Consider the following 22,828-nt stretch of genomic DNA (forward strand, 5'->3'; position numbering starts at 1 on the left):
GCGGCGCCTCACAGCAGGGTGATGAAGTCGCCGCTGGCCCAGCCCACTACGTTGTCGAAGCGCACCACATACCAGCCCTGCCACTGGTTGAGGACGGTGAGCCGGGCGCCGTCGTAGGCCCGGGCGATCACGGCGGAGCGGGTATCCGGCTTATCCCGTATGTTCAGGTAGCCCCAGGACACGTCCACCACGGCGGGCCGGGGGGCCTGGGGCTCCAGGAAGGGCAGGCCGAAGTACTCGGTGAGGGAGAGGACGATGCTGCGGGCGATGGCGTCCAGATTGTTCTTCACCCAGGCGGCGTCGTCCGGGTTGTCGTGGTAGCCCAGCTCCAGGAACACCGAGGGGGCCCGCACCCGGCGCACCTCGCCGATGGAGGTGGTGGGCTCCGCCCGCACCAGGTTGGGCAGGGGGTAGATGGTTTTCAGGCCGTTGGCCACCAGGTTGGCGGCCCGCTGTCCCTGGACGGAGCCGGGATAGTAGAACACCAGTACCCCCCGCACCTGGCCGTACTGGCCCTCCGGCGCGGCGTTGGAGTGGAGGGCCAGGTGGAGATCGTAATTGCCCGCGTTGGAGGCCCGGATGGAGGACGCGGCGGTCATCTCGGGGGTGTTGCGGGTGTAGCGGATGCCGGCGGCGGTGAGATAGGGCACCATGGCGTCGGCCAGGCGGTTCATCCACTCCTCCTCGGTGCCGCCGCTGACGTACAGGTTGTTCTCCTGGGTGGAAGGGGAGAGATAGATGATGGGCATGGGAATACCTCCTTTTTGCCCATCCTATGCGCCGGGCCGGCCGCCTGACAGCAGAAAGCGGGACGGATCAGCTCCGTCCCGCCGCCTTTAATTTCTGATGGATATATTGGGGCACGCTGTCCTGGGGGATGCCCAATGCCACGGAGAGCTCCTCGTAGAGCAGCTCCTCCGCCCGCTTGCGGAAGCGCTCATCCGCCTTGCCCGGCTGCCGTCCGGCCTTCCGGGCGTCCGAGTCCTTGTGGTGGATGGTCTTGAGCAGACGGGCCAGCTCCGCGCTGTCGTTGGCGTGGAAGGACGCCTGGTAGGCGTGGGAGCGGAGCTGGGGATTCTTGGTGTACACCGGGCACTCGGAGAGGGCGGGGAGCTGGAGAATCAGCGCGTCGGCCTCCCGCCGGGTGAGCACCGGGCGCATGGACACGCGGGTGTCCACCGGCACATAGATGGTCTCCGTGCCCGCCAGGGGATGGAGGGTGTAATAATCCCGCCGGCGGTCACATGCGGAGGAGGCCGGTGTCCCTACCCCCATCACCTGGCAGACGCCGCTGCCGCCGTAGACCACATAGTCTCCAATCTGATACATAGGCCCACCTGCTCAGTCCAGATAGCTGCCGCAGCTGTAGAAGTTGTACTGCCGCCTGAGCTTGACGATCACAGAGCCGTCCGGCTGAGGCGTTTCCGATTCGATTTTATAGGCCACCTGCTTGCGCGTCAGAGACAGCTTGTAGCTCTCCACCTCCTGGCGCACCATTTTGGCGGCCAGCTCGGGGCTGAGATCGTCGCTGGCGGAGAAGAGAATGGTCTGTTCCAGGCAGGCGCTCTGAATCCGTTTCATGGGCAATTCCTCCTTTTTTATCTGTAAAGATCATAACACATCCGGATTCTTGCCCGCCAACGAAACTTTTTGCCTAAGTTTAAGTTTGGTGATACCGCGCAGAGTAAGTCCCGCTCTGTTTTGTGCGCATTTACCATACAAAAGGGGCCCGGCGGCCGAAGCCGTCGGGCCCCCGGCGAGGCGGGAAACAGATTCAGTTGAGCCGGCCCTCCAGCGCGTCCAGTTCTTCGGCGAGCTTCTCGGGCAGCTTATCGCCGAACTTCTGATAGAACTCCCGGATGCCCCTGACCTCCTCCTGCCACAGGGCCTTGTCCACGCCCAGCAGGCCCTTCAGGGTGTCCAGCTCCACGCCGGAGTCCTCCAGATCGATGTCCTCTGGCCTGGGCTCGTAGCCGATGGCGGTCTCCACCGCGTCGGCCTCGCCGAAGCAGCGCTTCAGAATCCACTCCAGCACCCGCAGGTTGTCGCCGAAGCCGGGCCAGATGAAGTTTCCCTCGTCGTCGGTGCGGAACCAGTTGACGTTGAAGATCCTGGGGGCCTTGTCCCCCAGCTTCTCGCCCATGTCCAGCCAGTGCTGCCAGTAGTCGGCCATGTGGTAGCCGCAGAAGGGGAGCATGGCCATGGGATCCCGGCGCACCACGCCCACCGCGCCGGCGGCGGCGGCGGTGGTCTCCGAGGCCATGATGGAGCCCACAAACACGCCGTGGGCCCAGTCCCGGGACTGGTAGACCAGGGGGGCGGTCTTGGCCCGGCGGCCGCCGAACACGATGGCGGAGATGGGCACGCCCTGGGGGTTCTCAAACTCGGGGGAGATGCAGGGGCAGTTCTTGGCCGGGGCGGTGAAGCGGGAGTTGGGGTGGGCGCCCTTCTCGGTGGCCGTCTTGCCGTTCCAGGGGCGGCCCCTCCAGTCCACCGCGTGCTCCGGCGGGTTCTTGTCCAGGCCCTCCCACCACACGGTGTTGTCGTCCAGGTTATGTACCACGTTGGTGAAGATGGTGCCCTGCCGGGTGGTGGCCAGGGCGTTGGGGTTGGACTTTGCGTTGGTGCCGGGGGCCACGCCGAAGAAGCCGTACTCCGGGTTCATGGCCCACAGGCGGCCGTCGGGGCCGATGCGCAGCCAGGCGATGTCGTCGCCCACGCACCAGACCTTCCAGCCGGCCTTGCGGTAGTGCTCCGGGGGAATGAGCATGGCCAGGTTGGTCTTGCCGCAGGCGGAGGGGAAGGCGGCGGCCAGGTAGCGCACCTCACCCTGGGGGTTCTCCACACCCAGGATCAGCATGTGCTCGGCCATCCAGCCCTGCTGCCGGCCCAGGTAGGAGGCGATGCGCAGGGCGAAGCACTTCTTGCCCAGCAGCACGTTGCCGCCGTAGCCGGAGTTGACGGACATGATGGTGTTGTCCTCGGGGAAGTGGACGATGTAGCGGTTGGCCGGGTCGATGTCCGCCTTGGCGTGGAGGCCCTTGACAAAGTCGTCGCCGATCACGTCGGCCACGGCCTGGCCCACCCTCGTCATGATGGCCATGTTGAGCACCACGTAGATGGAGTCGGTGAGCTCGATGCCGTACTTGGCGAAGGGGGAGCCCACCACACCCATGGAGTAGGGGATGACGTACATGGTGCGGCCCTTCATGGCGCCGGTGTACAGCTTTTTCAGCTTGGCGTACATCTCCTGGGGATCCATCCAGTTGTTGGTGGGGCCGGCGTCCTCCTGCTTTTTGCAGCAGATGAAGGTGCGGTCTTCCACCCGGGCTACGTCGTTCTCCGCCGTGCGGTGGAGGTAGCAGCCGGGCAGCTTCTCCTCGTTGAGCTTCTCCATCTCCCCGGTGGCGCAGGCCTGCGCCCGCAGCTCCTCCAGCTGCGCCTCGGAGCCGTCAATCCAAACGATCTGGTCGGGCTGGGTCATGGCCGCCATCTCGTCAATCCAATCCAAAACCGCGCGATTGCTTGTCAATGCCATGAAAGTATCCCCCTTTGATTGTGTAGTGCGGAAAAGTGCTGTTAGGGATATTGTAGAAGAAACGGGCCATTTTTGCAAGCCCTTTTCGACGGATTTGCAAAAACCGTCCGGTTTGCCATTACAGTCGGCGGGAGAGGGCGGCGGCTAGGGCGGCGAACTGGGGGATGCCCAGGGTCTCCCCCCGCACGTTTTCGGGCAGGCCGGCCTCCGCCAGGACGGCACGCAGCTCATCCTTGGGCACCCGGCTCCCAAAGGCGGAGGTCAGCCCGTTGAGCAGGGTCTTGCGCCGCTGGGCAAAGGAGGCCCGCACCACCTGGAAAAACAGCCCCTCCTCCACCAGTTCCTGGGGCGGCTCCTGCCGGGGCACCAGCTTGATCACCGCCGAGGTCACCTTGGGGGCGGGGAGGAAGCACTCCGGCGGCACCTCGAAGAGCAGCTCCGGCGCGGTGTGGTACTGGCAGAATACGGAGAAGGCCCCGTAGTCCGCCGTCCCCGGCGCGGCGCAGATGCGCAGGGCCACCTCCCGCTGGATCATCACCGTGATGGAGGCGAAGCACCCCGCCTGGATCAGGGCGGTGAGCACCGGCGTGGTGATGTTGTAGGGCAGGTTAGCGCAGGCGATGGCTGTAAGGCCGGAGAACTTGTCGGCTGCAAGTGCGGCCAGATCCAGCTTCATCACGTCGCCGGGCACCACCTCCACGTTGTCGTAGGGGGCCAGGGTCTCGTCCAGAATGGGGTAGAGGGTGCGATCCAGCTCCACGGCGGCCACTTTGGCCGCCCGCCGGGCCAGCTGCACCGTCAGGGGGCCGATGCCGGGGCCGATCTCCAGCACGCCGGTGGTCTCATTTGCACCGGAGGCCTCCGCGATGTCCCTGGGCACCCAGCCTTCAATCAGGAAGTTCTGGCCCATGCTCTTGGAGAAGCGGAAGCCGTGGCGGGCCAGCAGGGCCCGGATGTCCTTCTCACTGCATAAATCCATGGGGGATCACCTCGTGTCCCAGGGAGCACATCACCTGGAATTCTCTCTGAAAATCTGTAATGGCTTTTTCCTTCACAGGGAAAGAGCCGTCGAAAGTGTCCAGTTCCGCCGGATCGGGATCATAGGCGAAGCCCTCGTAGAAGCGCCCGGCGGCGTGGGTCAGGGCGCCGGGGGAGAGCTCCACCGCCTGGAGCCCGGGGAGGTACTGGCCGCTTTCCAGGGAAATGCCCCACTTCTCCCCGCACCAGAAGCCGTAGCGGCCGTAGTGCCGGGGGTCGCCCAGGATCACGGCGGCCTGCTGGCCCGCGGCCTGGGCCGCCCGAAGGGCATGGCACACCAGGGCCCGGGCCAGCCCCTGCTTCTGATACTGGGGCAGCACGGCCAGGGGGCCGAAGGTGACGGTGTCCAGCCGCCCGCCGCCGGCCAGTTCGATCCAGCTGGCGGAGCAGGCGATCTGTCCGGCCAGCTGGCCGTCCGCCTCACACACGAAGGTCAGCTCCGGCCGGAAGGCGGGGGACTGGCGGAGCAGGTGGAGATAGTGGTGCTCGTTGCACCCGGGCTGATAGACGTTCCAGAAGGCCTCCCGCACCAGCTCCTCCACGGCCCGGTGCTCGGAGGTGCTCTCCTGTCGAATGGTGATTTCCATACAGATACCTCATATTGATGTTATAGTATACAAAGTGAATTGTCAAACTAAGGGCAACAGGAAGTGAACTCAAAGCAGTAAAAATGTACGGTACAGCGCTGGTACTTGGCCTCGGGGAATACTTCTCCCACAGCCTCTAGCATACCAAGGCACTTGTCGCCAACCACCAGATGGACCCCATCCGGACCATGGCCTCGCAGCCACTGGAAGAAGCTGGCCCAACTGGCCTTGTCCTCCTTCATGCCTTCGGCAGCACCCAAACCTTACGGTATCCGTCCTCATTCACCGCAATCGCCACCAGAATAGTCACATTTTCAAACTCTCCGCGTGGACATACGCTATCTTGTTCATCTCACCGATGGTGGAGGGAGGCCCCTTGCTGCACCACAGAGTTTCGACTTGGACGGCTCCTAGGGCTTGTTTGAAACATGTCAACATGCCCAATCGGCGGGCCTTTTGCCCCCTGGACGGCGCAATTTTTCCTTGAAATCCGTCAGGATTCCTGCGAAAAAATTGCTTGCCAGCGGCCCAAAATCCCTCGCCGCTGGACACATCGCCAATTTTCAAACAAGCCTTAGCGGCTTTGCCGTTTAGAGCCGTTGTATCCCCTTGCGGGGAAATATCCTCTACGCGCCGGACGGATACGACTGCCAGGTACATTTTGATGAGGGCTTCCCCCACACTGCTCTCCCGTCGACGAGACCGCTCAGTGATAGCGGTCTCACAGGAGGATCCCTTTGGGCTTGGGGACCTTGAGGGTGACATCCCCGGAAGTGGTGGTGAGGCTGCGGCTATAGTGGCCGCTGCGATAGCCCTGCCGCGGCTCATTGCAATCATACCGGGCCGCCTGGGTCAGATGTTTCCCAAGTTCAAGATTTCCTTCAAGGGCAGATTCTCTGCCACCGCTCTGTATATCCTTGTTCACTACTAAATGTCGGAGAGAATCGCCAATATGAACGCAAGCTTTTAATGAATCCCTGCGCGAGTTTTCCCCGGAAAGGCTGCCATGAGTGATTTTGTGCAGCTCAAAGCCGGAGTAAAAAACATGGTCGGAATCCCAAACAATTATCTCCTTGACCAGATGAATATCCTCTTGGAACTTTACAACCAGTCGGAGTATAAGGTGGATGAGTTGGATTCTCGGATCAAAGAGTGCGTTCTGGGGATCGATCCACCCTGCCTGCCTCTTCCTGGTATCGCAGAGCTTTCTATTGCTGTGATCCTCTCTGAGCTCAGGAGCTTCAGCAAATTTCAGAGCCCCTCAAAGGTGCTCTCCTTTGCCGGCCTGGAGCTAGGCTATTTACAATCTGGCCAGTCTGGGTTTACCGGATGCATGGTCAAGCATGGTTCGCCTCAGCCAAGCCCGAGTCACCCCCGGCAAAAAAACGCGCGCCGCCGGAAAGGCGGCGCGCGCTGGATGGACATCAGGGCTCAATCGCGCAGATACTGCTTCACCAGCTCCTGGAGCAGCTCGTCCCGATCCAGCTTGCGGATCAGGGCACGGGCGTTGTTGTAGTTGGTGATATAGGTGGGATCCTCTGAGAGGATGTACCCCACTATCTGGTTGATGGGATTATAGCCCTTCTCCTGCAGGGACTGGTAGACCGAGGATAGAATCTCCTTGATCTCCGGATCCTTGTCATTTTGAAGATTAAATTTGCGGGTATAGTCCATCTCCATCATTGGTACACCTCCCCGTGTATCATTCTGTTCTTCATTTTAGCGGAAAACAGCCTCCGTGTAAAGAGGCAAGCGAAAAATTTATGAGTTTTTAAGAACTGGCAAAAAAGAGGGACGGGCATGCAACCAAACGGCCCCGCCCGTGGTATTATGGGTACCAGGGACGGAGAGATCCACCGCCTGCGGGCATGGGCGGGGGAGGAGGCTCCGCCCGGGCATGCCCAAAGAGAGGTGAGGCAAGTGACAGACGAGAGGAGAGCGCGGGAGCAGGTGGAGCGCTGGGGGGACATGGTGTGGCGGCTGGCCCTGGCCCGCACCCGCCATATCCAGGACAGCGAGGACGTGTTCCAGGAGGTGTTTGCCCGCTTCTTCCGCCACGAGGGGGCACTGGACAGCGACGAGCACCGGAAGGCCTGGCTGATCCGCTGCACCCTCAACTGCACCAACACCCTGCTTGCCGCCCCCTGGCGGAAGCACCTGCCCCTGGACGAGGCCCTGACCCGGGCGGTGCCGCCGGAGGAGCGGGAGGCATATGAAGCCGTGCTGGCCCTGCCCAGGCCCTACCGTACCGCCGTCCACCTGTACTATGTGGAGGGCTACTCCGTGGCGGAGGTGGCCGCCCTCATGGGGGCCAAGGAGGGGACGGTCAAGAGCTGGCTGTCCCGGGGCCGGGACAGGCTGGCCGCGTCCTTGAAAGGAGACGAATGACCTTGATGGAGCAATACAAGCGGGCCAATGAGGCCCTGCACCCCACCGGCAAAGCGGCGGAGGGCGCCCTGTCCGGGGCGGCAAAGCCCCGGAGCCGCCGCCCCCTGCGGGCCGTGATCCCCGCCGGGATAGCCGCGGCGCTGGCGGTGGTGCTGCTGGTCACCGGCGTCCCCGGCCTGGGAGGCGGCGGGATGTCCGCCTCCGCCGCCTACGCCCTGGCGGAGCCCACCTACCCCGACCTGCCCCACATGCCCACGGAGCCGCTGAATGGCGGCGATGCCGCCTGGGAGCGGTTCAATGAGGACTACGACGCCTATTGGCAGGCGTGGAAAGACTTCCAGGACGAGGTCCCCCGGCTCTACGAGCAGGAGGACCTGCTCTCCGCCCTGGCGGACTTCTCCGCGGAGAGCACCACCCTGGCCCTGGCGGGGGAGGGGAACGGGGTGTACTCCCCCATCTCCCTGTGGTTCGCCCTGGCCATGCTGGCGGAGACCACCGACGGGGACAGCCGGCAGGAGATCCTGGACGCCCTGGGGGCGGAGGATGTGGAGCAGCTCCGGTCGTGGGCGGACAGCCTCTGGCACGACCTCTACACCGACGACGGCGCCGCCGCCGTCCTGCTGGGCACCTCCCTGTGGCTCAATGAGGGGATGGACTACCGGCAGGAGACGGTGGATTCCCTGGCGGAGCACTACTACGCCGGCTCCTACCGGGTGCCCATGGGCACCGACGAGGCGGACGACGCCCTGTCCGCCTGGACGGCGGAGCGGACGAACGGCCTCATCGGCGCCGACGGCAAGGTGCTGGAGACCACCCCCGACACCCTGATGGTGCTGGCCTCCACCCTCTACGCCATGGGCCGGTGGAGCGACGAGTTCCGGGCGGAGAACAACACCGACGACGTCTTCACCGCCGCCGACGGCACGGAGCAGGAGGCGGAGTTCATGCACCGCACCGACGACAGCACCTTCCTCCGCCGGGAGGGGTACCAGGCGGCCTACCTGTACACCACCGCCGCCCAGGTGGTGTTCGTCCTCCCCGACGAGGGGGTGTCCCCCCGGGACCTGCTGGCCGACCCGGACCTCCTGGGTAGCCTGGACTTTGAGGATGAGGACGCCATTTACGGCGAGGTCCAGTGGTCCCTGCCCAAGTTCGACGTCGGCTCCGACCTGGATCTGAAATCCACCCTGGCCGGCCTGGGGATCGCCTCGGTGCTGGATCCGGAGGCCGCCGACTTCTCCCCCCTCACCGACACCGACCCGGTGTGGCTGAACCAGGCCAAGCAGATCGCCCGGGTGAAGGTGGATGAGCAGGGCATTGAGGCCGCCGCCGTCACCCTGCTGGGGGCATCGGGTGCTGGCGGCCCGCCGGAAGATCCCCAAATCTGTGTCATGGATCTGGACCGTCCCTTCCTGTTCGTCATCCGCTCCAACAACGATGTGAACCTCTTTGTGGGCGTGGTGGACAGCCTGGTGTAACCTGGAAAGGGCTGGCACGCCACGAGCGGCGGCCCCGTTACGAAGTAAGGGGCCGCCGCCAGAAAGCTGCCAGCAGGACAGCCTGGGGGGGTACATCCAATAGGGGGGAGCCGCAGCTCCCCCCTGATTGGTCGTTTTAAGGAGGGGTGCAGGGGAGGGAAATCGAAATCCCTCCCCTGCCCCTTCTTTTCCCCCATTTCTTCGGGAAGAAATGGGGGCGTCGGCCGCGCAGGCCCGCTCCGCGGGGCACCCGCCGCGAAATAGGCGCACAAAGCTAGGAACTATGAAATCTTTATAATGGATACCCCCGCCCGCCGGAAACTCCGGCGGGCGGGGGTATCTGCGTCTATGGGGAACGGGTCATCGCAAAACGGCGCCCAGCTCCTTCTCCAGCAGTTCAAGAACAGATTTGACATCTTCATCCGCCTCGGCGGCGGTGAGGGAGCGGTCGTCGGAGCGGAGGGTCAGGTTGAAGGCCACGCTCTTTTTGCCCTCGGGGATGGGCGCGCCGGTGTAGATGTCGAACAGCTCCACCTCTTTCAGCAGGCCCTTGGCCCCCCGGTTGATGCAGTCCTCCAGCTGGCCCACGGTGACGGTGCTGTCGCACACCACGGCGATATCCCGGGTGACGGCGGGGAACTTGGGCAGGGGGACGTACTCCGGGTCGGCGCCTCTGGCGTTCAACAGCTCGTCAAAGCTGAGTTCGGCGCAGTACAGCTCCCCGTCCACGCCGTAGCTGCGGGCCACCAGGGGGTGGATCTGGCCGAAGATGCCGATGCAGTCGCTGCCGCTCCACACGGTGGCGCAGCGGCCGGGGTGCCAGGAGGCGTCGCTGGGGGCGCCGGTGGGCCCCTCGAAGTGGACGTCGGCGGCCCGGATGTCCTTCAGGACGGCCTCCACAACGCCCTTCATGGCGTAGAAGTCCATGTCCTCGCCGTAGGCGCCCAGGGTGAGCACCTTGGCCTCGTTGGCCAGGCCGTCCTCCCCGCCGGGGAGGTAGACCCGGGCCAGCTCGTACAGCTTGGCGGACTTGTTGCGGTAGTTCCAGTTGCGGGTGAGGATCTCCAGCATGGAGGGCAGGGTGGTGGTGCGCATGATGGAGGTGTCCTCCCCCAGGGGGTTGAGGATCTGGAAGCTCTTGCGCTGGGCGTAGTTCTCCGGCCAGCGGATCTTGTCGTAGCAGGCGGGGGAGAGGAAGGAGTAGGTGATGATCTCGTCATACCCGCAGGCGCGGCACACCTCGCCCAGGCGGTTCTCCAGCTTCTGCTCGTCGGAGTAGCCGCCCAGGGTGGTCTCTCCCCGCATGAGGGTGGTGGGGATGTTGTTGTAGCCGTGGAACCGGGCCACCTCCTCGGCCAGATCGGCCATGCGGAGCACGTCGCCACGCCAGGAGGGGACGGTAACCTGGTCGCCCTCCACCTGGAAGTCCAGCTTCTTCAGGATGGACACCATCTCGCCGGCGGCGATGTCGGTGCCCAGCAGGGCGTTGATCTTCTCCGGCTCCAGCTTGAGCACGGTGGGCTGGGGCACGAAGTTGAGGATGTCAATCACACCGTCCACCACCTGGCCGGCGCCCAGCAGCTCCACCAGCTCACAGGCCCGCTCCACGGCGGGGAGGGTGTTCATGGGATCCAGGCCCTTCTCAAACTTGGCGGAGGCCTCGGTGCGCATGCCCAGGGCTAGGGCGCCCTTGCGGATGCAGGTGCCGTCGAAGCAGGCGGACTCGAACACCACGTCGGTGGTGTCGCCCACAATCTCGCTGTTCTCACCGCCCATGATGCCCGCCAGGCCCACGGCCCGGGTCTCGTCGGCGATGACCAGGTGGCTGGCGGTGAGCACGTGCTCCTTCCCGTCCAGGGTGGTGAGCTTCTCCCCCTCTTCCGCCCGACGGACGATGATCTTCCCGCCCTTCACGTAGCGGTAGTCAAAGGCGTGCATGGGCTGGCCGTACTCCAGCATCACGTAGTTGGTGATGTCCACGATGTTGTTGATGGGGCGCACGCCCATGGAGCGCAGCCGCTCCCGCATCCACTTGGGGGAGGGGGCGATCTTCACGTTGCGCACCATGCGGGCGGTGTACCGGGGCACCAGGTCGGCCGCGGGGGTCTCCACGTCCAACAGCTCGCCCAGGGAGCCGTCGGCGCCGCCCTTGACCACCGGCTGGTGGAGCTTCAGCGGCGCGTCGAAGGTGGCGGACACCTCCCGGGCCAGGCCGATAACGGACAGGCAGTCGGGCCGGTTGGGGGTGATCTCAAACTCCACCACGTGGTCGTCGGCGTTGATCACCGGCTTGATGTCGTCGCCGGGCTTGCAGTCCTCGTGGAGGATGAAAATGCCGTCGGGGATGCAGTGGGGGAACTCCGCCTGCTCGGCCCGCAGATCGGCCAGGGTGCAGTAGCTGTCGATCTTGGTATTGTAGGCCGCCAGATCCCCCTCGTGCAGGTTGGGGCAGGGGGTGTCGGGGCAGACGGTGGTGCCGCCGATGTCCGCGCAGGTGTGGAAGGTGCCGTCGCCCAGGGGCATGACCTCCAGCAGCTTCGCGCAGACGACAGGCCCGTAGATTTTGTCCCCGGGCTGGATGTGGTTGGAGATGGATGGCTTATTGGGATCCAGGGGCTTGTAGTCATTGAGCAGGGCGGCGGGGACGATGGCGGCGTAGGGGAAGTCCCGCTCGTCCAGGCCCAGCTCGGACAGGCCGCACATCATGCCGTTGGACACCTCGCCCCGCAGCTTGCCCTTCTCGATCTTCTTGCCGCCGGGCAGGGTGGACTTGTGGAGGGCGGCGGGCACCAGATCGCCCACGTGGACGTTCCAGGCGCCGGTGACGATCTGCACCGGCTCATCCCGGCCCACGTCCACCTGGCAGATCCACATATGGTCGGAGTTGGGGTGGCGAACCATGGACAGCACCCTGCCCACCACCACGTTGGAGATCTCCGCCCCCAGGTCGTGGGTCAGCTCCACCTTGGAGCCGGACAGGGTCATGGCCTCGGCGAACTCCTTGTCGGAGGCGTCCACATGGACGAATTCCTCCAGCCATTTGCGCGATAAGTTCATATCTGAAAACTCCCTTATTCTTCGTTTGTAGGGCGGGGGCTTGCCCCCGCCGTTTTATGGGCGTTGATCCCGGCGGCGGGGGCAAGCCCCCGCCCTGCGGAATATCGCCCGCCAAAGCCATCAGAACTGCTCCAGGAACCGCACGTCGTTTTCAAAGATCAGCCGCAGGTCGGCGATCTTAAACCGGCGCATGGCGGTGCGCTCCAGGCCGATGCCGAAGGCCCAGCCGGAGTAGACCTCCGGGTCGATGCCCGCCATCTCCAGCACACGGGGGTGGATCATGCCCGCGCCCAGCAGCTCGATCCAGCCCTCGCCCTTACAGGTGGGGCAGCCCACGCCGCCGCACTTGTGGCACTGCACGTCCATCTCGCAGGAGGGCTCGGTGAAGGGGAAGTGGTGGGGACGGAAGCGGGTCTTGGTGCCCTTGCCGTAGAGCTTCTCCACCACGGTGTTCAGGGTGCCCTTCAGATCCGCCATGGTGACGCCCTTGTCGATGACCATGCCCTCCACCTGGTGGAACATGGGGGAGTGGGTGGCGTCCACCTCGTCCTTGCGGTACACCCGGCCGGGGGCGATGATGCGGATGGGCAGGGGCATGGAGTCCATGGCCCGCACCTGCATGGGGGAGGTCTGGGAGCGGAGCATCACCCGGCTGTCCTCGTCGAAGTAGAAGGTGTCGCTCCAGTCCCGGGAGGGGTGGCCCTCCTCGGCGTTGAGGCGGTCGAAGTTCAGCTCGGCCAGCTCTACCTCGGGGCCGTCCAGCACGGTGAAGCCCATGCCGATGAAGATCTCCTTCAGCTCGTCCAGGGCGATATACATGGGGTGGCGGTGGCCCAGCTTGACGGGCTTTCCGGGGATGGTCACGTCCACGGCCTCGGCCCGCAGCCGATCCTCCAGCGCCTTGGCCTCCAGCTCGCGGCCGCGGGTCTCCAGCGCCTCCTCCAGGGCGGCGCGCACCTCGTTGGCCAGCTGGCCAATCACCGGCCGCTCCTGGTTGGACAGCTTGCCCATCTGCTTGAGGACGGCGGTGAGCTCGCCCTTCTTGCCCAGATACTTGACCCGCAGGGCGTCCAGGGCCTGGGCGTCGGCGGCGCCCGCCAGGGCGTCCAGTGCCTCCCGGCGGATCTGTTCCAGCGTTTCCTTCATAACTTGCAGCTCCTTTGTCTGTTACAATGGATAATGGATAATTGATAATTGATAATTAGGGTTGCCGGGGTTGGCCCGTGGATACTTGTGCATGAAAAAAGCCTTTCCTCCCAAATCACTGGGACGAAAGGCCAACCTTCCGCGGTACCACCCGCAATTCCCGCAAACTGCGGGCGCTCTCGGCCCCGGTAACGTGGGGCCATCCCGTCCCTGTCTCCAGGGCCGCTCCGGGACGAACCGAACGGGCCGTTTCCCGCGTCCGCTTTCAGCCGGTGACGGACGCTCTCTGCCGGGGCGTGAGCCGCTCTTTTTCCCTTCTTCGCATGTGAACCTATTTATATCACAGATTGTACAAAAACGCAAGCGGGAAATTGAATTTCCCGCCGAAAACGGGCTGACGGAACCTATGAGCACAGGAAATAGGTCAAAAAAGCCCCTGCCAGCTTATTCTGTTGAAGGAAAAAGGAAATTGACGAGCGGGCCGCAAGCCCCTATAATGAAACCGAATTCCCTATTCCTTAAAACAGGAGCGTGAACTTCATGAGAATTGCCACAGCGTCCCAGATGCGGGAGCTGGATCGGATGACCATACAGGAGCGGGGGGTGCCCTCCACCGATCTGATGGAGCGGGCGGCGGCCGCCCTGGCCCAGGCCGCCCTGGAGCTGGCGGGGGGCGCCCCCGGCCGGGCGGTGTGCTTCTGCGGCCCGGGCAACAACGGCGGGGACGGGGTGGCCTGCGCCCGCCTGCTGCTGGAGGCCGGGCTGGAGGTGCGCTGTGTCCTGGTGGGCAAGCGGGAGAAGCTGACCCCCGACACCCGGGCCATGGAGGCCAGGCTGGCGGCGGCCGGAGGGAGGCTGGAGCCCTTCGCCCCCGACGACGCGGACTTCGCCTCCTGGTGCCTGGAGGCGGATGTGATGGTGGATGCCATCTTCGGCATCGGCCTGAACAGCGACGTGCGGGGGGACGCCCTCACCGCCATCCACATGATGAACACCTGCGACATCCCGGTGGTGTCCGCCGACATCCCCAGCGGGGTGGAGACGGACACCGGCCGGGTGCTGGGGGCGGCGGTGCGGGCCGACCGGACGGTGACCTTCACCCTGCCCAAGGCGGGCCACTTTGTGGGCAAGGGCGGCCTGTGCACCGGCCGGCTCACCGTGTCGGACATCGGCATCCCGGCGGAGCTGGTGGACGGGGAGGACTACCCCGTCCGCACGGTGGAGGCGGAGGACGTCTCCCTGCCCGCCCGGCCCCGGGACGCCCACAAGGGGGATTTCGGCAGGGTGTACATACTGGCCGGCAGCGTGGGCTACACCGGCGCGCCGGTGCTGGCCGCCCAGGCGGCGGTGCGCTCCGGCGCGGGACTGGTGACGGTGGGGGTGCCCGCCCCGGTCTGGCCGGTGGCGGCGGCCAAGCTGGATGAGGCCATGCCCCATCCCCTGCCCGCGGGCAAGGAGGGGCAGCTCTCCCTGGACGCGGGGGAGGCGGCCTTTGCCCGCCTGTCCGCCTGCGGCGTGTGCCTGATCGGCCCCGGCCTGGGCCGGGGCAACAGCGTGTCGGCGGTGGTGCGCCACCTGCTGCCCGAGATCCGCATCCCCGTGGTACTGGATGCAGACGGCATAAACGCGCTGGAGGGGCATATAGATGTGTTGGACGGCCGGAAGGGGCTCCACACGGTGCTCACCCCCCACGACGGGGAATTTGCCCGGCTGGGGGGAGATCTGTCCGGCGGCGACCGGCTGGGGGCCGCCCGGGCCTTCGCCATGGAGCACGGGTGCTGCCTGGTGCTCAAGGGCCACTGCACCATCACCGCCTTCCCCGACGGCTCGGCCTACCTGAACACCACCGGCAATCCCGGCATGGCCAAGGGGGGCAGCGGCGACGTGCTGGCGGGGCTGATCCTCTCCCTGCTGGGCCAGGGCCTGCCCGCCCGGCAGGCGGTGCCCATGGCGGTGTGGCTCCACGGGGCGGCGGGGGATCTCTGCGCCGGGGAGATCGGCGAGTACGGCATGACCCCGTCGGATCTGATTGCGGCCCTGCCCAGGGTGATCCGGCAGCATGTCAAATAAACGGGAGGGGATTGTGTGCGCCTGCGGATGGGCGTACTGACGATAAGCCTCTGCCTGGCCTTGACGGCCTGCGGCGGAGGGGCGGGCATCGGCCCGGCGGAGCAGCTTGCCCTGGACATTCGGGGGGAGCTGCTGGAGACGGCGGGCTGCACCGCGCAGCTGGAGCTGACGGCGGACTACGGCCAGCGGGTGTACACCTACGGCATTGATCTGAGCTGGCAGCGGGAGGGGGAGACCGTCCTCACCATCACCGCCCCGGAGAATGTGGCCGGGATCACCGCCCGCATCCTGGAGGGGGAGACCGCCCTGGAGTATGACGGCATGCGGGTGGAGACCGGCCCCCTGGACGACAGCGGCATGAGCCCGGTGGACGCGGTGCCGGTGCTGCTGGACTACGCCGAAGGGGGCTATATCGCCGCCTGCGGCATGGAGACCGTAGACGAGCGAGAGGTACTCCGGGTGGACTGCCGGGAGCCGGAGGCCGCGGCGGGGGAGGGGCGGGCGTGCTCCCTCTGGTTCGACCCCTCCACCCATGCTCTGCTGCGGGGGGAGCTCTCCCAGGACGGCTTCACGGTGATCCAGTGCGAGTTCTCCAACTTTCAGACACAGTAAACGAGCCCGCCGGGGCGCATGACGCGCCCCGGCGGGCTGTTTTTTACTCTGGGCTTACTCCTGATCCCCGCGATCCTGGGGGCCGCCGTGAATCTCGGTGATCTGGGCGCCCTCCTGGGCCTCATCCACCTGGGCGGCGGCCTCCCGGGCTTCCCGCTCCAGTTCGTCCAGCTCGGCCAGGCGGCGGCGCAGGGCGTCCCGCTGCTCGGCGTCCAGGGCGGACACCTGCTGGTCAAACCGCTCGTCCTGGCGGCGCCTGGCGTCCTCCTGGAGCTTCTGCTGGAGCTCCTCACCGTACTTTTTGCCCTGGGCCACATAAATCTCGCCCTTCTCGGCCAGCACCTTGCCGGCCTTGCAGAGCTGCTCGCCGGCCAGGGCCGCCAGGCCCACGCCTGCAAAGGCGGCGGTGGTCAGGGCCTTACCTAAATTTTCCCAAGTCATCATGGAATCCTCCTTGTTGTTTCCCTGAAACAGAGTGTGTCGGGCCGTCCGGCCCCGTGTTCTGAGCATAGTATAAACCGAATTGCCCGTTTTGTCTTTTGAATTCTATGAACTGAACATTAAAAATAGATGAAAAGCCGGGTTGTGGAGCAGTCCCGCCCGTAGTATAATGAACCAATACCAAGCATGCAGAGAGGCGAGTACATGAAACAGCTGGAGAGAAGAACCTGGGCGGAGATCTCCCTGCCCGATCTGGAGCATAATTACCGGGCGCTCCGGGCCATGCTGGCCCCGGGGTGCCGGTTTCTGGGCGTGGTGAAGGCCAACGCCTACGGCCACGGCGCGGTGCGTGTGGCGCAGAAGCTGGAGCAGCTGGGCGCGGAGTATCTGGCGGTGGCCTGCCTGGGGGAGGCGGTGGAGCTGCGGGAGGCGGGTATCTGCGCCCCCATCCTGATCCTGGGCTATACCCCCGCCGACTGCGGCGGGGAGCTGCTGCGCTACGGCCTGACCCAGACCATATACGACGCGGGGACTGCCCGCGCCTTCTCCGAGGCGGCGTGCCGGGCGGGAAAGCGCCTGCGGGTTCACGTGAAGGCGGACACCGGCATGTCACGGCTGGGCTGGCTGTGCGGCGGGGCGGCGCTGGAGCGTGCGGCGGACGACATCCAGGCGGTGTGCGCCCTGCCTGGTCTGGAGGCGGAAGGGATCTACACCCACTTTGCCAACGCCGACAGCGATGAGGACTATACCATGGAGCAGTTCACCCGCTTCCTGGATCTTTTGGCCGAATTGGAGCGGCGGGGCGTCACCTTCCAAATTCGCCATTGCGCCGCCAGCGCGGCTGTGTTAAAGTATCCCTGTACCCACCTGGATATGGTGCGGCCGGGCATCGCCCTGTACGGCCACTACCCGGATCCCTCCTGCGAGGGGCTGGACGGCTCCGGCCTGATCCCGGTAATGACCCTGAAAACCCGGGTGGCCTCGGTGAAGGACGTGCCCGCCGGCACGCCGGTGAGCTACGGCTGCACCCATGTGCTGGAGCGGGACACCCGCCTGGCCGCCCTCACCGCCGGCTACGCCGACGGGCTGCCCCGGGTCTGCTCCGACCGGCTGGAGGTGTGGCTCCAGGGCCGCCGTATCCCGGTGGTGGGCCGCATCTGCATGGACATGTGCATGGCGGATGTGACCGGGCTGGACGTCCACCCCGGCGACGAGGCGGAGATCTTCGGCCGGCATCTGCCGGCGGAGGAGGCCGCCGCCCTGGCGGGTACAATCCAATATGAGCTGCTGTGCGCCGTGTCCCCCCGGGTGCCCCGGGAGTATCTGGAGCAGGACGGGGACAAAACGCTCTGAGCCGGCATACAATGGGCCGGGGAGCCGTGCCGGCGCAGCGGCGGCGGGGCACGGGACTTCCTGAATTTTGAAGCCCTGTGTATAAATTCCGCCGCCCCGTGGGAAAATCATAGTGACCGCGTTACATAAGCCCCGCGCTGTGTGACGCTGGTGACTATTTTCCGGCGGAGTGTGAGCTTTTGTGGACAACAGCGTAAAACGAGGAGACATCTTCTATGCCGATCTGAGCCCGGTGGTGGGCAGTGAGCAGGGGGGCGTGCGGCCGGTGCTGATCGTACAGAACGACACCGGCAACCGGCACAGCCCCACAGTGATCGCCGCCGCCATCACGTCCCAGACCGGCAAGGCCCGTCTGCCCACCCACATTGAGCTCTCAGCCAACACCTACGGCCTGCCCAAGGAGTCGGTGGTGCTGCTGGAACAGATCCGGACGCTGGACAAAAGGCGGCTGAGAGAGCACATGGGGCGGCTGGACGAAGCGCAGATGCAGCGGGTGGACAACGCCATCGCGGTCAGCTTCGGCCTGCACACGGATACCATGGTTTAACGGGGAGAACGGGGCCGCCCGGACGGGCGGCCCCGCATCCCGGAGGGAGGTCGTACATATGAGAAAGACACACTGGCCCGCCCGGGCGGCGGCGGGCTGCCTGGTCACCCTGAGCCTGGTGGGGGTGGCCTTTGCCGCAGGGGGGCAGGGGAGCCAGAGCGATCCGCTGGTCACCCTCAGCTATCTGACCCAGCAGACCACTCCAGCCATCCTGTCCCAGGTGGACAGCATGGTGGACGAGCGGGAGGCCGAGCTGGAGGCGCAGCTCTCCGCAGTGGTAGACCGCTACGTCCAGGAGGTGGAGGACGCCCTGGCCTCCTCCGGCGGGACAGCCGCCCGGCCGGGCAGCGGCAGCGCCTCCTATGAGGTGGTGACCCTCTCCGCCGGGCAGACCATCGTGGGGAGCGCGGCCTGCGAGTTTCTGCTGCGCAGCGGCACGGCCCTCTGTGTGTCGGACACCTCCCCCGGCCTTGTGGACATGACCGCCGGCACCACCCTGGCCGGCGGAGCCGCCCTGACGGCCAACCACCTGTACCTGGCCACCATTGAGGGCCGGGGCGTGACCGCCGCTACCGCCGTCACCATCATGGTGCGGGGGAGCTACACCATTCAATAGACCGGAGCGCCCGGGCGGAGCCATGCTCCGCCCGGGTATTTTGATGGGCGGGGCATGGCTGCCCTATCGGCCGCCCCCCTCATACCGCTCCTGGACAAAGTGCCAGTTGACCCGGTGGAACCAGTTGTCCACGTAGTCTGCCCGGCGGTTCTGGTAGTCCAGGTAGTAGGCGTGCTCCCACACGTCCAGGCAGAGCAGGGGCCGCAGGCCCATGGACAGGGGGCAGTCCTGGTTGGGTAGCTTCATGACAGACAGCCTGCCGGAGCTCTCGCTGACCAGCCAGGCGTAGCCGGAGCCGAACTGCCCCAGGGCGGCGGCCTTCATCTCTGCCTTCCAGTTTTCAAAGGAGCCGAAGTCCCGCTCCATGGCCTCCCCCAGGGCGCCGGAGGGCCGGGCGCTGCGGCAGGGGGACATGCCGCAGAAGTAGAGGAAGTGGTTGTACACCCCGCCGCCGTTGTTGCGGATGGCGGTGCGCCTGGGGTCGGGCAGCTCGTCCAGGCGGCGCAGCAGCTCCTCCAAAGATTTGGACTGGCACTCCGGGCAGTCGGCCAGGGCGGTGTTCAGGTTGTCCACGTAGGTCTGGAAGTGCTTGTCGTGGTGAAAGCAGAGGGTGCGCTCCCCGATGTCGGGGGCCAGGGAGCCATAGGCATAGGGCAGGGGCGGCAGCTGATAGGGGTATTTCATCTCCATGGGGCATCGTCCTTTCCCGGTTGTTTTCCGCGAAAATTTGCGGTATACTATGCTATTATTTGAGACAGATCCGAGGAACATACTTATGACCAATTATTTTCAATTAGACGTATCCCCTGATCAGCTCCGGGCCATCAGCACCCTGGGGCTGGCCCATCTGGGCGACGGGGTGTTTGAGCTGATGGTGCGCTCCTGGCTGTGCCTCCACGGCAAGGCCACCTCCAAGGGCCTGCACCGGGCCACGGTGCGCTACGTGGCCGCCCCGGCCCAGGCCAAAGCGGTGGAGAAGATTCTCCCCCTGCTCAGCGAGGAGGAGGGGGACGTGTTCCGCCGGGGGCGGAACACCAGCCCCCACAGCGTGCCCCAGAACGCCAGCCGGGCGGACTACCAGGCCGCCACCGGGCTGGAGGCCCTGTTCGGCTGGCTGTGGCTCCAGGGCCGCACGGAGCGGCTCAATGAACTGTTTGCCGTAATGATGGAGGGAGAGGAATGCCGTTAGACGCTCTGTGCCTCACCGCCGTGGCGGGGGAGGTGCGCGCCGCCGTCCAGGGGGGCAAAATCGACAAGATCTACCAGCCCACCCGGGACGAGGTGGTGCTCTACATCCGGGGGCCGGCGGGGAACGTGCGCCTGCTCCTGTCCGCCAACCCGGGCCATCCCCGGGCCCACCTGACGGAGCGGAACCGGGAGAACCCGGAGCAGCCCCCCATGTTCTGCATGTTGCTGCGCAAGCACCTTCAGGGTGCGCGGATTCTGGAGCTGAACCAGCCGCCCCTGGAGCGGCTTCTGGACTTCAGGCTGGAGACTCTGGACGAGCTGGGGGACCGGGTGGAGCGCCGCCTGGTGCTGGAGGCCATGGGTCGGAGTGCCAACATGCTCCTGCTGGACGGGGAGGGGCGGATTGTGGACTGCACCCGCCGGGTGGACGGGGATCTTACCCGAGGCCAGCGGCAGCTGCTGCCCGGCCTGTTCTACCGGCAGCCTCCGACGGTTGACAAGCTCAATCCCTTCACACTGTCGCCGGAGGAGCTGCGCCTGGCGCTGGCCAATCCTCTGGGCAAGGCGTGGGACAAGCTGCTGCTGGACAGCTTTACCGGCTTCTCCCCCCTGGCAGCCCGGGAGCTGGCCTTCCGGGCCGGGGACGACCCGGAGCGGCTGGCGGCGGAGCTGGAAAAGCTGGGTAGAGCTGTGGAGGAAAACAACCTTACACCCTACCTGCTGGTGCGGGAGGGGAAGCCGGTGGACTTTACGTTCCTGCCGGTGCTCCAGTACGGCCCGGGGACGGAGAGCATCCCCTGGGAGAGCTTTTCCGCCCTGCTGGACGACTTCTTCTCCGACCGGGAGTCGGCGGAGCGGGTGCGCCAGCGGGGGCAGGATCTGGTGAAGTCCGTCACCAATGCCCGGGACCGCACCGCGCGCAAGCTGGGCAACCAGACCCGGGAGCTGGAGGCCACAAAGAACCGGGAGCGGCTGCGGGAGTTGGGGGACATCCTCACCTCCAACCTGCACTTGATGGAGCGGGGCATGTCCACCTTCCGCACTATGGACTTCTACGACCCGGAGGGGGGAGAGGTGGACATTCCGCTGGATCCCCTGCTCACCCCCCAGCAGAACGCGGCGAAATATTATAAGGAATACAACAAGGCCAAGACCGCCGAGGAGATGCTCACCATTCAGATCGAAAAGGGTGAGAAGGAGCTGGAGTATCTCAACAGCGTGCTGGAGAACATCGCCCTGGCGGAGGGGGAGAAGGATCTCCAGGAGATCCGCCAGGAGCTGACCGAGACGGGCTACCTCCGCCGCCCCAAGACCGCCGCCAAGCGGGCCAAGAGGGTGAGCGGCAAGCCCATGGAATTCCGCTCCTCCGCCGGCCTGCGCATCTCGGTGGGCAAGAACAACAGCCAGAACGACCTGCTCACCACCAAGCTGGCCTACAAGAGCGACATCTGGCTCCACACCCAGAAGATCCACGGCTCCCACGTGATCCTCTGGCTGGAGGGGGGCGAGGCCGACGCCCAGAGCCTCACCGAGGCGGCCCAACTGGCGGCCTACTTTTCCCAGGCCCGGGACGGCAGCAAGGTGCCGGTGGACTACACGCCGGTGAAGTACGTGAAGAAGCCGGCGGGGGCCCGGCCCGGCATGGTGGTGTACACCACCTACCAGACCGCGGTGGTGGAGCCCGACGCCGAGCTGGCGAAGAAATTGAGGGTGAAATAAAATGGACATCTGCAACATTCTGGTGGTGGAGGACGACCCCGACATCAACAAGCTCCTCTGCCGCATTCTGGAGGGGGCGGGCTACGCCTGCCGGCCGGCCTTCTCGGGCAGCGAGGCGGCGCTGTGGGCCGGGCAGTATGAGTACGACCTGGTGCTGCTGGATCTCATGCTCCCCGGCCTGACGGGGGAGGAGTTTATTTCCCAGATGCGCAAGAAAAAAACCATGCCCATCATCGTCCTCTCCGCCAAGGCGGGGCTGGAGGATCGGGTCAATGTGCTCAAGCTGGGGGCGGACGACTTCATCCCCAAACCCTTCGACAACGCGGAGGTGCTGGCCCGGGTGGAGGCCCAGCTGCGCCGGTATAAGCAGTTCTCCGGCGCGTCCGGCGGGGGGCGGGTGCTCACCCACGGGGATCTCACCCTGGATCGGGACAGCGTGACCGTCACCGCCGGAGGGAAGGACGTGACCCTCACCGCCCGGGAGTTTGAGATCCTGGCCCTGCTGATGGAGCACCCCAAGAAGGTATTCACCCGGGAGCAGCTCTACGAGCAGGTGTGGGGCGGGGCGTACATGGGGGACGACAACACCGTCAACGTCCATATATCCAACCTGCGCGCCAAGCTGGCCAAGGCCAGCCCCACCGAGTACATCAAGACCGTCTGGGGCATCGGCTTCAAGATGAGCGACCTGTAAGGGCGGTGTCTCTCAAAAGCAGCTCTGCTGCTTTTGAGAGAAGGATTGCATGGCGGAAGAGACTCGATTTCTTGCGAAATTGTCGCCCCTTCCGCCATGAGAAGTGTCATTTCCGAGGCACATGTCCCCGGAAATGACAGATTTTGATTTGCTTCCGCCGTCTGCGGACGGCGGAACTCTGCGAGGCAACCCTTTCCGGGGGCTTTCCGACAGACTGACTCGCTCAGTAGGGCGGGGGCTTGCCCCCGCCGCCCGTAGGGGCGACCTGTGGTCGCCCGTTCAGCGCGGCCTCCCTGACCTTGCCGTCCGCCCCGTTTAAGAAATTCTTCACCTTTGCTTAAAGGCAGGTTATGGCC

The 22,828-nt window shown here is 65.3% G+C and carries 21 protein-coding genes and 2 pseudogenes; 10 read left to right on the forward strand and 13 right to left on the reverse strand.

Annotated elements, in window-relative coordinates; genetic code table 11:
* Window positions 1-8: 8 nt before the first annotated feature.
* The 9 genes and pseudogenes from B5E42_RS02085 to B5E42_RS02130 all read right to left on the reverse strand — a co-directional run bounded on the left by B5E42_RS02085 (window position 9) and on the right by B5E42_RS02130 (window position 6,843).
* Complete coding sequence (locus B5E42_RS02085) at window positions 9-749, reverse strand: N-acetylmuramoyl-L-alanine amidase (RefSeq protein WP_087236411.1); 741 nt, start codon at window positions 747-749, stop codon at window positions 9-11.
* Between the two features lie 67 nt (window positions 750-816).
* Window positions 817-1,329 (reverse strand): CarD family transcriptional regulator, encoded by a 513-nt coding sequence (locus B5E42_RS02090; protein ID WP_087236413.1) that lies wholly within the window; start codon window positions 1,327-1,329, stop codon window positions 817-819.
* A 12-nt stretch (window positions 1,330-1,341) separates the two neighbouring features.
* Window positions 1,342-1,581 carry a hypothetical protein gene (locus B5E42_RS02095; protein WP_087236415.1) on the reverse strand — a complete coding sequence of 80 codons (240 nt, stop codon included), beginning with the start codon at window positions 1,579-1,581 and terminating at the stop codon, window positions 1,342-1,344.
* 193 nt (window positions 1,582-1,774) lie between these two features.
* Window positions 1,775-3,538: a phosphoenolpyruvate carboxykinase (GTP) gene (locus B5E42_RS02100; RefSeq protein WP_087236417.1), complete on the reverse strand. Its 1,764-nt coding sequence runs from the start codon at window positions 3,536-3,538 to the stop codon at window positions 1,775-1,777.
* A gap of 118 nt (window positions 3,539-3,656) precedes the next feature.
* Complete coding sequence (rsmA, locus tag B5E42_RS02105; RefSeq protein ID WP_087236418.1) at window positions 3,657-4,517, reverse strand: 16S rRNA (adenine(1518)-N(6)/adenine(1519)-N(6))-dimethyltransferase RsmA; 861 nt, start codon at window positions 4,515-4,517, stop codon at window positions 3,657-3,659.
* Window positions 4,501-5,163 (reverse strand): N-acetyltransferase, encoded by a 663-nt coding sequence (locus B5E42_RS02110; RefSeq protein ID WP_087236420.1) that lies wholly within the window; start codon window positions 5,161-5,163, stop codon window positions 4,501-4,503. The genes rsmA and B5E42_RS02110 overlap by 17 nt, the downstream gene beginning before the upstream one ends.
* A 77-nt stretch (window positions 5,164-5,240) precedes the next feature.
* Window positions 5,241-5,559 (reverse strand): annotated as a pseudogene (locus B5E42_RS02115) (transposase); the annotation flags it as partial.
* A gap of 222 nt (window positions 5,560-5,781) precedes the next feature.
* Window positions 5,782-6,025, reverse strand: a pseudogene (locus B5E42_RS02120) (transposase); the annotation flags it as partial.
* Window positions 6,026-6,594: 569 nt separating this feature from the next.
* Window positions 6,595-6,843, reverse strand: a complete 249-nt coding sequence (locus B5E42_RS02130) for an IreB family regulatory phosphoprotein (protein WP_087236639.1) — start codon at window positions 6,841-6,843, stop codon at window positions 6,595-6,597.
* Window positions 6,844-7,083: 240 nt separating this feature from the next.
* Here B5E42_RS02130 and B5E42_RS02135 point away from each other — a divergent pair, with 240 nt between their 5' ends.
* Together B5E42_RS02135 and B5E42_RS02140 are read left to right on the forward strand one after the other, a co-directional pair.
* The gene (locus B5E42_RS02135) at window positions 7,084-7,551 is read left to right on the forward strand and encodes an RNA polymerase sigma factor (RefSeq protein ID WP_242966983.1); all 468 of its coding nucleotides are present in this window, start codon (window positions 7,084-7,086) and stop codon (window positions 7,549-7,551) included.
* Window positions 7,552-7,556: 5 nt separating this feature from the next.
* Window positions 7,557-9,029 carry a serpin family protein gene (locus B5E42_RS02140; protein WP_162613890.1) on the forward strand — a complete coding sequence of 491 codons (1,473 nt, stop codon included), beginning with the start codon at window positions 7,557-7,559 and terminating at the stop codon, window positions 9,027-9,029.
* Window positions 9,030-9,389: 360 nt separating this feature from the next.
* On the opposite strand, the gene pheT is transcribed toward B5E42_RS02140, so the two are convergent.
* Both pheT and pheS read right to left on the reverse strand, forming a co-directional pair.
* Window positions 9,390-12,086, reverse strand: coding sequence for a phenylalanine--tRNA ligase subunit beta (gene pheT / locus B5E42_RS02145; RefSeq protein WP_087236427.1), 2,697 nt, complete (start codon window positions 12,084-12,086; stop codon window positions 9,390-9,392).
* 120 nt (window positions 12,087-12,206) lie between these two features.
* Window positions 12,207-13,232, reverse strand: a complete 1,026-nt coding sequence (gene pheS / locus B5E42_RS02150; RefSeq protein ID WP_087236429.1) for a phenylalanine--tRNA ligase subunit alpha — start codon at window positions 13,230-13,232, stop codon at window positions 12,207-12,209.
* Window positions 13,233-13,772: 540 nt separating this feature from the next.
* Between pheS and B5E42_RS02155 the strand changes: the two genes are divergently transcribed.
* Window positions 13,773-15,302 (forward strand): NAD(P)H-hydrate dehydratase, encoded by a 1,530-nt coding sequence (locus tag B5E42_RS02155; protein ID WP_087236431.1) that lies wholly within the window; start codon window positions 13,773-13,775, stop codon window positions 15,300-15,302.
* 15 nt (window positions 15,303-15,317) lie between these two features.
* On the forward strand, window positions 15,318-15,914 hold the full coding sequence (locus tag B5E42_RS02160) for a hypothetical protein (protein WP_087236433.1): 597 nt from the start codon (window positions 15,318-15,320) through the stop codon (window positions 15,912-15,914).
* A gap of 54 nt (window positions 15,915-15,968) precedes the next feature.
* Here the strand turns inward: B5E42_RS02160 and B5E42_RS02165 are convergent, their stop codons facing one another.
* Window positions 15,969-16,358: a hypothetical protein gene (locus tag B5E42_RS02165; RefSeq protein ID WP_242966984.1), complete on the reverse strand. Its 390-nt coding sequence runs from the start codon at window positions 16,356-16,358 to the stop codon at window positions 15,969-15,971.
* A 201-nt stretch (window positions 16,359-16,559) separates the two neighbouring features.
* Between B5E42_RS02165 and alr the strand changes: the two genes are divergently transcribed.
* The 3 genes from alr to B5E42_RS02180 all read left to right on the forward strand — a co-directional run bounded on the left by alr (window position 16,560) and on the right by B5E42_RS02180 (window position 18,871).
* The gene (gene alr, locus B5E42_RS02170; protein WP_087236437.1) at window positions 16,560-17,708 is read left to right on the forward strand and encodes an alanine racemase; all 1,149 of its coding nucleotides are present in this window, start codon (window positions 16,560-16,562) and stop codon (window positions 17,706-17,708) included.
* A 181-nt stretch (window positions 17,709-17,889) separates the two neighbouring features.
* A complete protein-coding gene (locus tag B5E42_RS02175) occupies window positions 17,890-18,255 on the forward strand; it encodes a type II toxin-antitoxin system PemK/MazF family toxin (protein WP_007489832.1) in 366 nt (121 codons plus the stop codon).
* Window positions 18,256-18,313: 58 nt separating this feature from the next.
* On the forward strand, window positions 18,314-18,871 hold the full coding sequence (locus B5E42_RS02180) for a hypothetical protein (RefSeq protein WP_087236439.1): 558 nt from the start codon (window positions 18,314-18,316) through the stop codon (window positions 18,869-18,871).
* Between the two features lie 63 nt (window positions 18,872-18,934).
* Here the strand turns inward: B5E42_RS02180 and B5E42_RS02185 are convergent, their stop codons facing one another.
* Window positions 18,935-19,561 carry a superoxide dismutase gene (locus tag B5E42_RS02185; RefSeq protein WP_087236441.1) on the reverse strand — a complete coding sequence of 209 codons (627 nt, stop codon included), beginning with the start codon at window positions 19,559-19,561 and terminating at the stop codon, window positions 18,935-18,937.
* A gap of 85 nt (window positions 19,562-19,646) precedes the next feature.
* Here B5E42_RS02185 and B5E42_RS02190 point away from each other — a divergent pair, with 85 nt between their 5' ends.
* Genes B5E42_RS02190 through B5E42_RS02200 form a run of 3 tightly spaced genes read left to right on the forward strand, consistent with a single transcriptional unit; the run spans window position 19,647 to window position 22,472 of the window.
* Window positions 19,647-20,060, forward strand: a complete 414-nt coding sequence (locus B5E42_RS02190) for a ribonuclease III domain-containing protein (RefSeq protein WP_087236443.1) — start codon at window positions 19,647-19,649, stop codon at window positions 20,058-20,060.
* The gene (locus tag B5E42_RS02195; protein WP_087236445.1) at window positions 20,051-21,778 is read left to right on the forward strand and encodes an NFACT RNA binding domain-containing protein; all 1,728 of its coding nucleotides are present in this window, start codon (window positions 20,051-20,053) and stop codon (window positions 21,776-21,778) included. Before B5E42_RS02190 ends, B5E42_RS02195 begins: the two co-directional genes overlap by 10 nt.
* Before the next feature lies 1 nt (window position 21,779).
* On the forward strand, window positions 21,780-22,472 hold the full coding sequence (locus B5E42_RS02200; RefSeq protein ID WP_087236447.1) for a response regulator transcription factor: 693 nt from the start codon (window positions 21,780-21,782) through the stop codon (window positions 22,470-22,472).
* Window positions 22,473-22,828 lie beyond the last annotated feature (356 nt).

The sequence above is a fragment of the Flavonifractor sp. An10 genome, from assembly GCF_002161215.1.
GTDB lineage: Bacteria > Bacillota > Clostridia > Oscillospirales > Oscillospiraceae > Flavonifractor > Flavonifractor avistercoris.

What these genes read in the sequence shown, in the direction of transcription:
- B5E42_RS02110 (WP_087236420.1), bottom strand. Translation starts at nt 5,163, where the DNA reads ATGGAAATCACCATTCGACAGGAGAGCACCTCCGAGCACCGGGCCGTG.
- B5E42_RS02195 (WP_087236445.1), top strand. Translation starts at nt 20,051, where the DNA reads ATGCCGTTAGACGCTCTGTGCCTCACCGCCGTGGCGGGGGAGGTGCGC.
- B5E42_RS02140 (WP_162613890.1), top strand. Translation starts at nt 7,557, where the DNA reads ATGGAGCAATACAAGCGGGCCAATGAGGCCCTGCACCCCACCGGCAAA.
- pheT (WP_087236427.1), bottom strand. Translation starts at nt 12,086, where the DNA reads ATGAACTTATCGCGCAAATGGCTGGAGGAATTCGTCCATGTGGACGCC.
- pheS (WP_087236429.1), bottom strand. Translation starts at nt 13,232, where the DNA reads ATGAAGGAAACGCTGGAACAGATCCGCCGGGAGGCACTGGACGCCCTG.
- B5E42_RS02185 (WP_087236441.1), bottom strand. Translation starts at nt 19,561, where the DNA reads ATGGAGATGAAATACCCCTATCAGCTGCCGCCCCTGCCCTATGCCTAT.
- B5E42_RS02100 (WP_087236417.1), bottom strand. Translation starts at nt 3,538, where the DNA reads ATGGCATTGACAAGCAATCGCGCGGTTTTGGATTGGATTGACGAGATG.
- B5E42_RS02155 (WP_087236431.1), top strand. Translation starts at nt 13,773, where the DNA reads ATGAGAATTGCCACAGCGTCCCAGATGCGGGAGCTGGATCGGATGACC.
- alr (WP_087236437.1), top strand. Translation starts at nt 16,560, where the DNA reads ATGAAACAGCTGGAGAGAAGAACCTGGGCGGAGATCTCCCTGCCCGAT.
- B5E42_RS02085 (WP_087236411.1), bottom strand. Translation starts at nt 749, where the DNA reads ATGCCCATCATCTATCTCTCCCCTTCCACCCAGGAGAACAACCTGTAC.
- B5E42_RS02165 (WP_242966984.1), bottom strand. Translation starts at nt 16,358, where the DNA reads ATGATGACTTGGGAAAATTTAGGTAAGGCCCTGACCACCGCCGCCTTT.
- B5E42_RS02180 (WP_087236439.1), top strand. Translation starts at nt 18,314, where the DNA reads ATGAGAAAGACACACTGGCCCGCCCGGGCGGCGGCGGGCTGCCTGGTC.
- rsmA (WP_087236418.1), bottom strand. Translation starts at nt 4,517, where the DNA reads ATGGATTTATGCAGTGAGAAGGACATCCGGGCCCTGCTGGCCCGCCAC.
- B5E42_RS02200 (WP_087236447.1), top strand. Translation starts at nt 21,780, where the DNA reads ATGGACATCTGCAACATTCTGGTGGTGGAGGACGACCCCGACATCAAC.
- B5E42_RS02090 (WP_087236413.1), bottom strand. Translation starts at nt 1,329, where the DNA reads ATGTATCAGATTGGAGACTATGTGGTCTACGGCGGCAGCGGCGTCTGC.
- B5E42_RS02130 (WP_087236639.1), bottom strand. Translation starts at nt 6,843, where the DNA reads ATGGAGATGGACTATACCCGCAAATTTAATCTTCAAAATGACAAGGAT.
- B5E42_RS02190 (WP_087236443.1), top strand. Translation starts at nt 19,647, where the DNA reads ATGACCAATTATTTTCAATTAGACGTATCCCCTGATCAGCTCCGGGCC.
- B5E42_RS02095 (WP_087236415.1), bottom strand. Translation starts at nt 1,581, where the DNA reads ATGAAACGGATTCAGAGCGCCTGCCTGGAACAGACCATTCTCTTCTCC.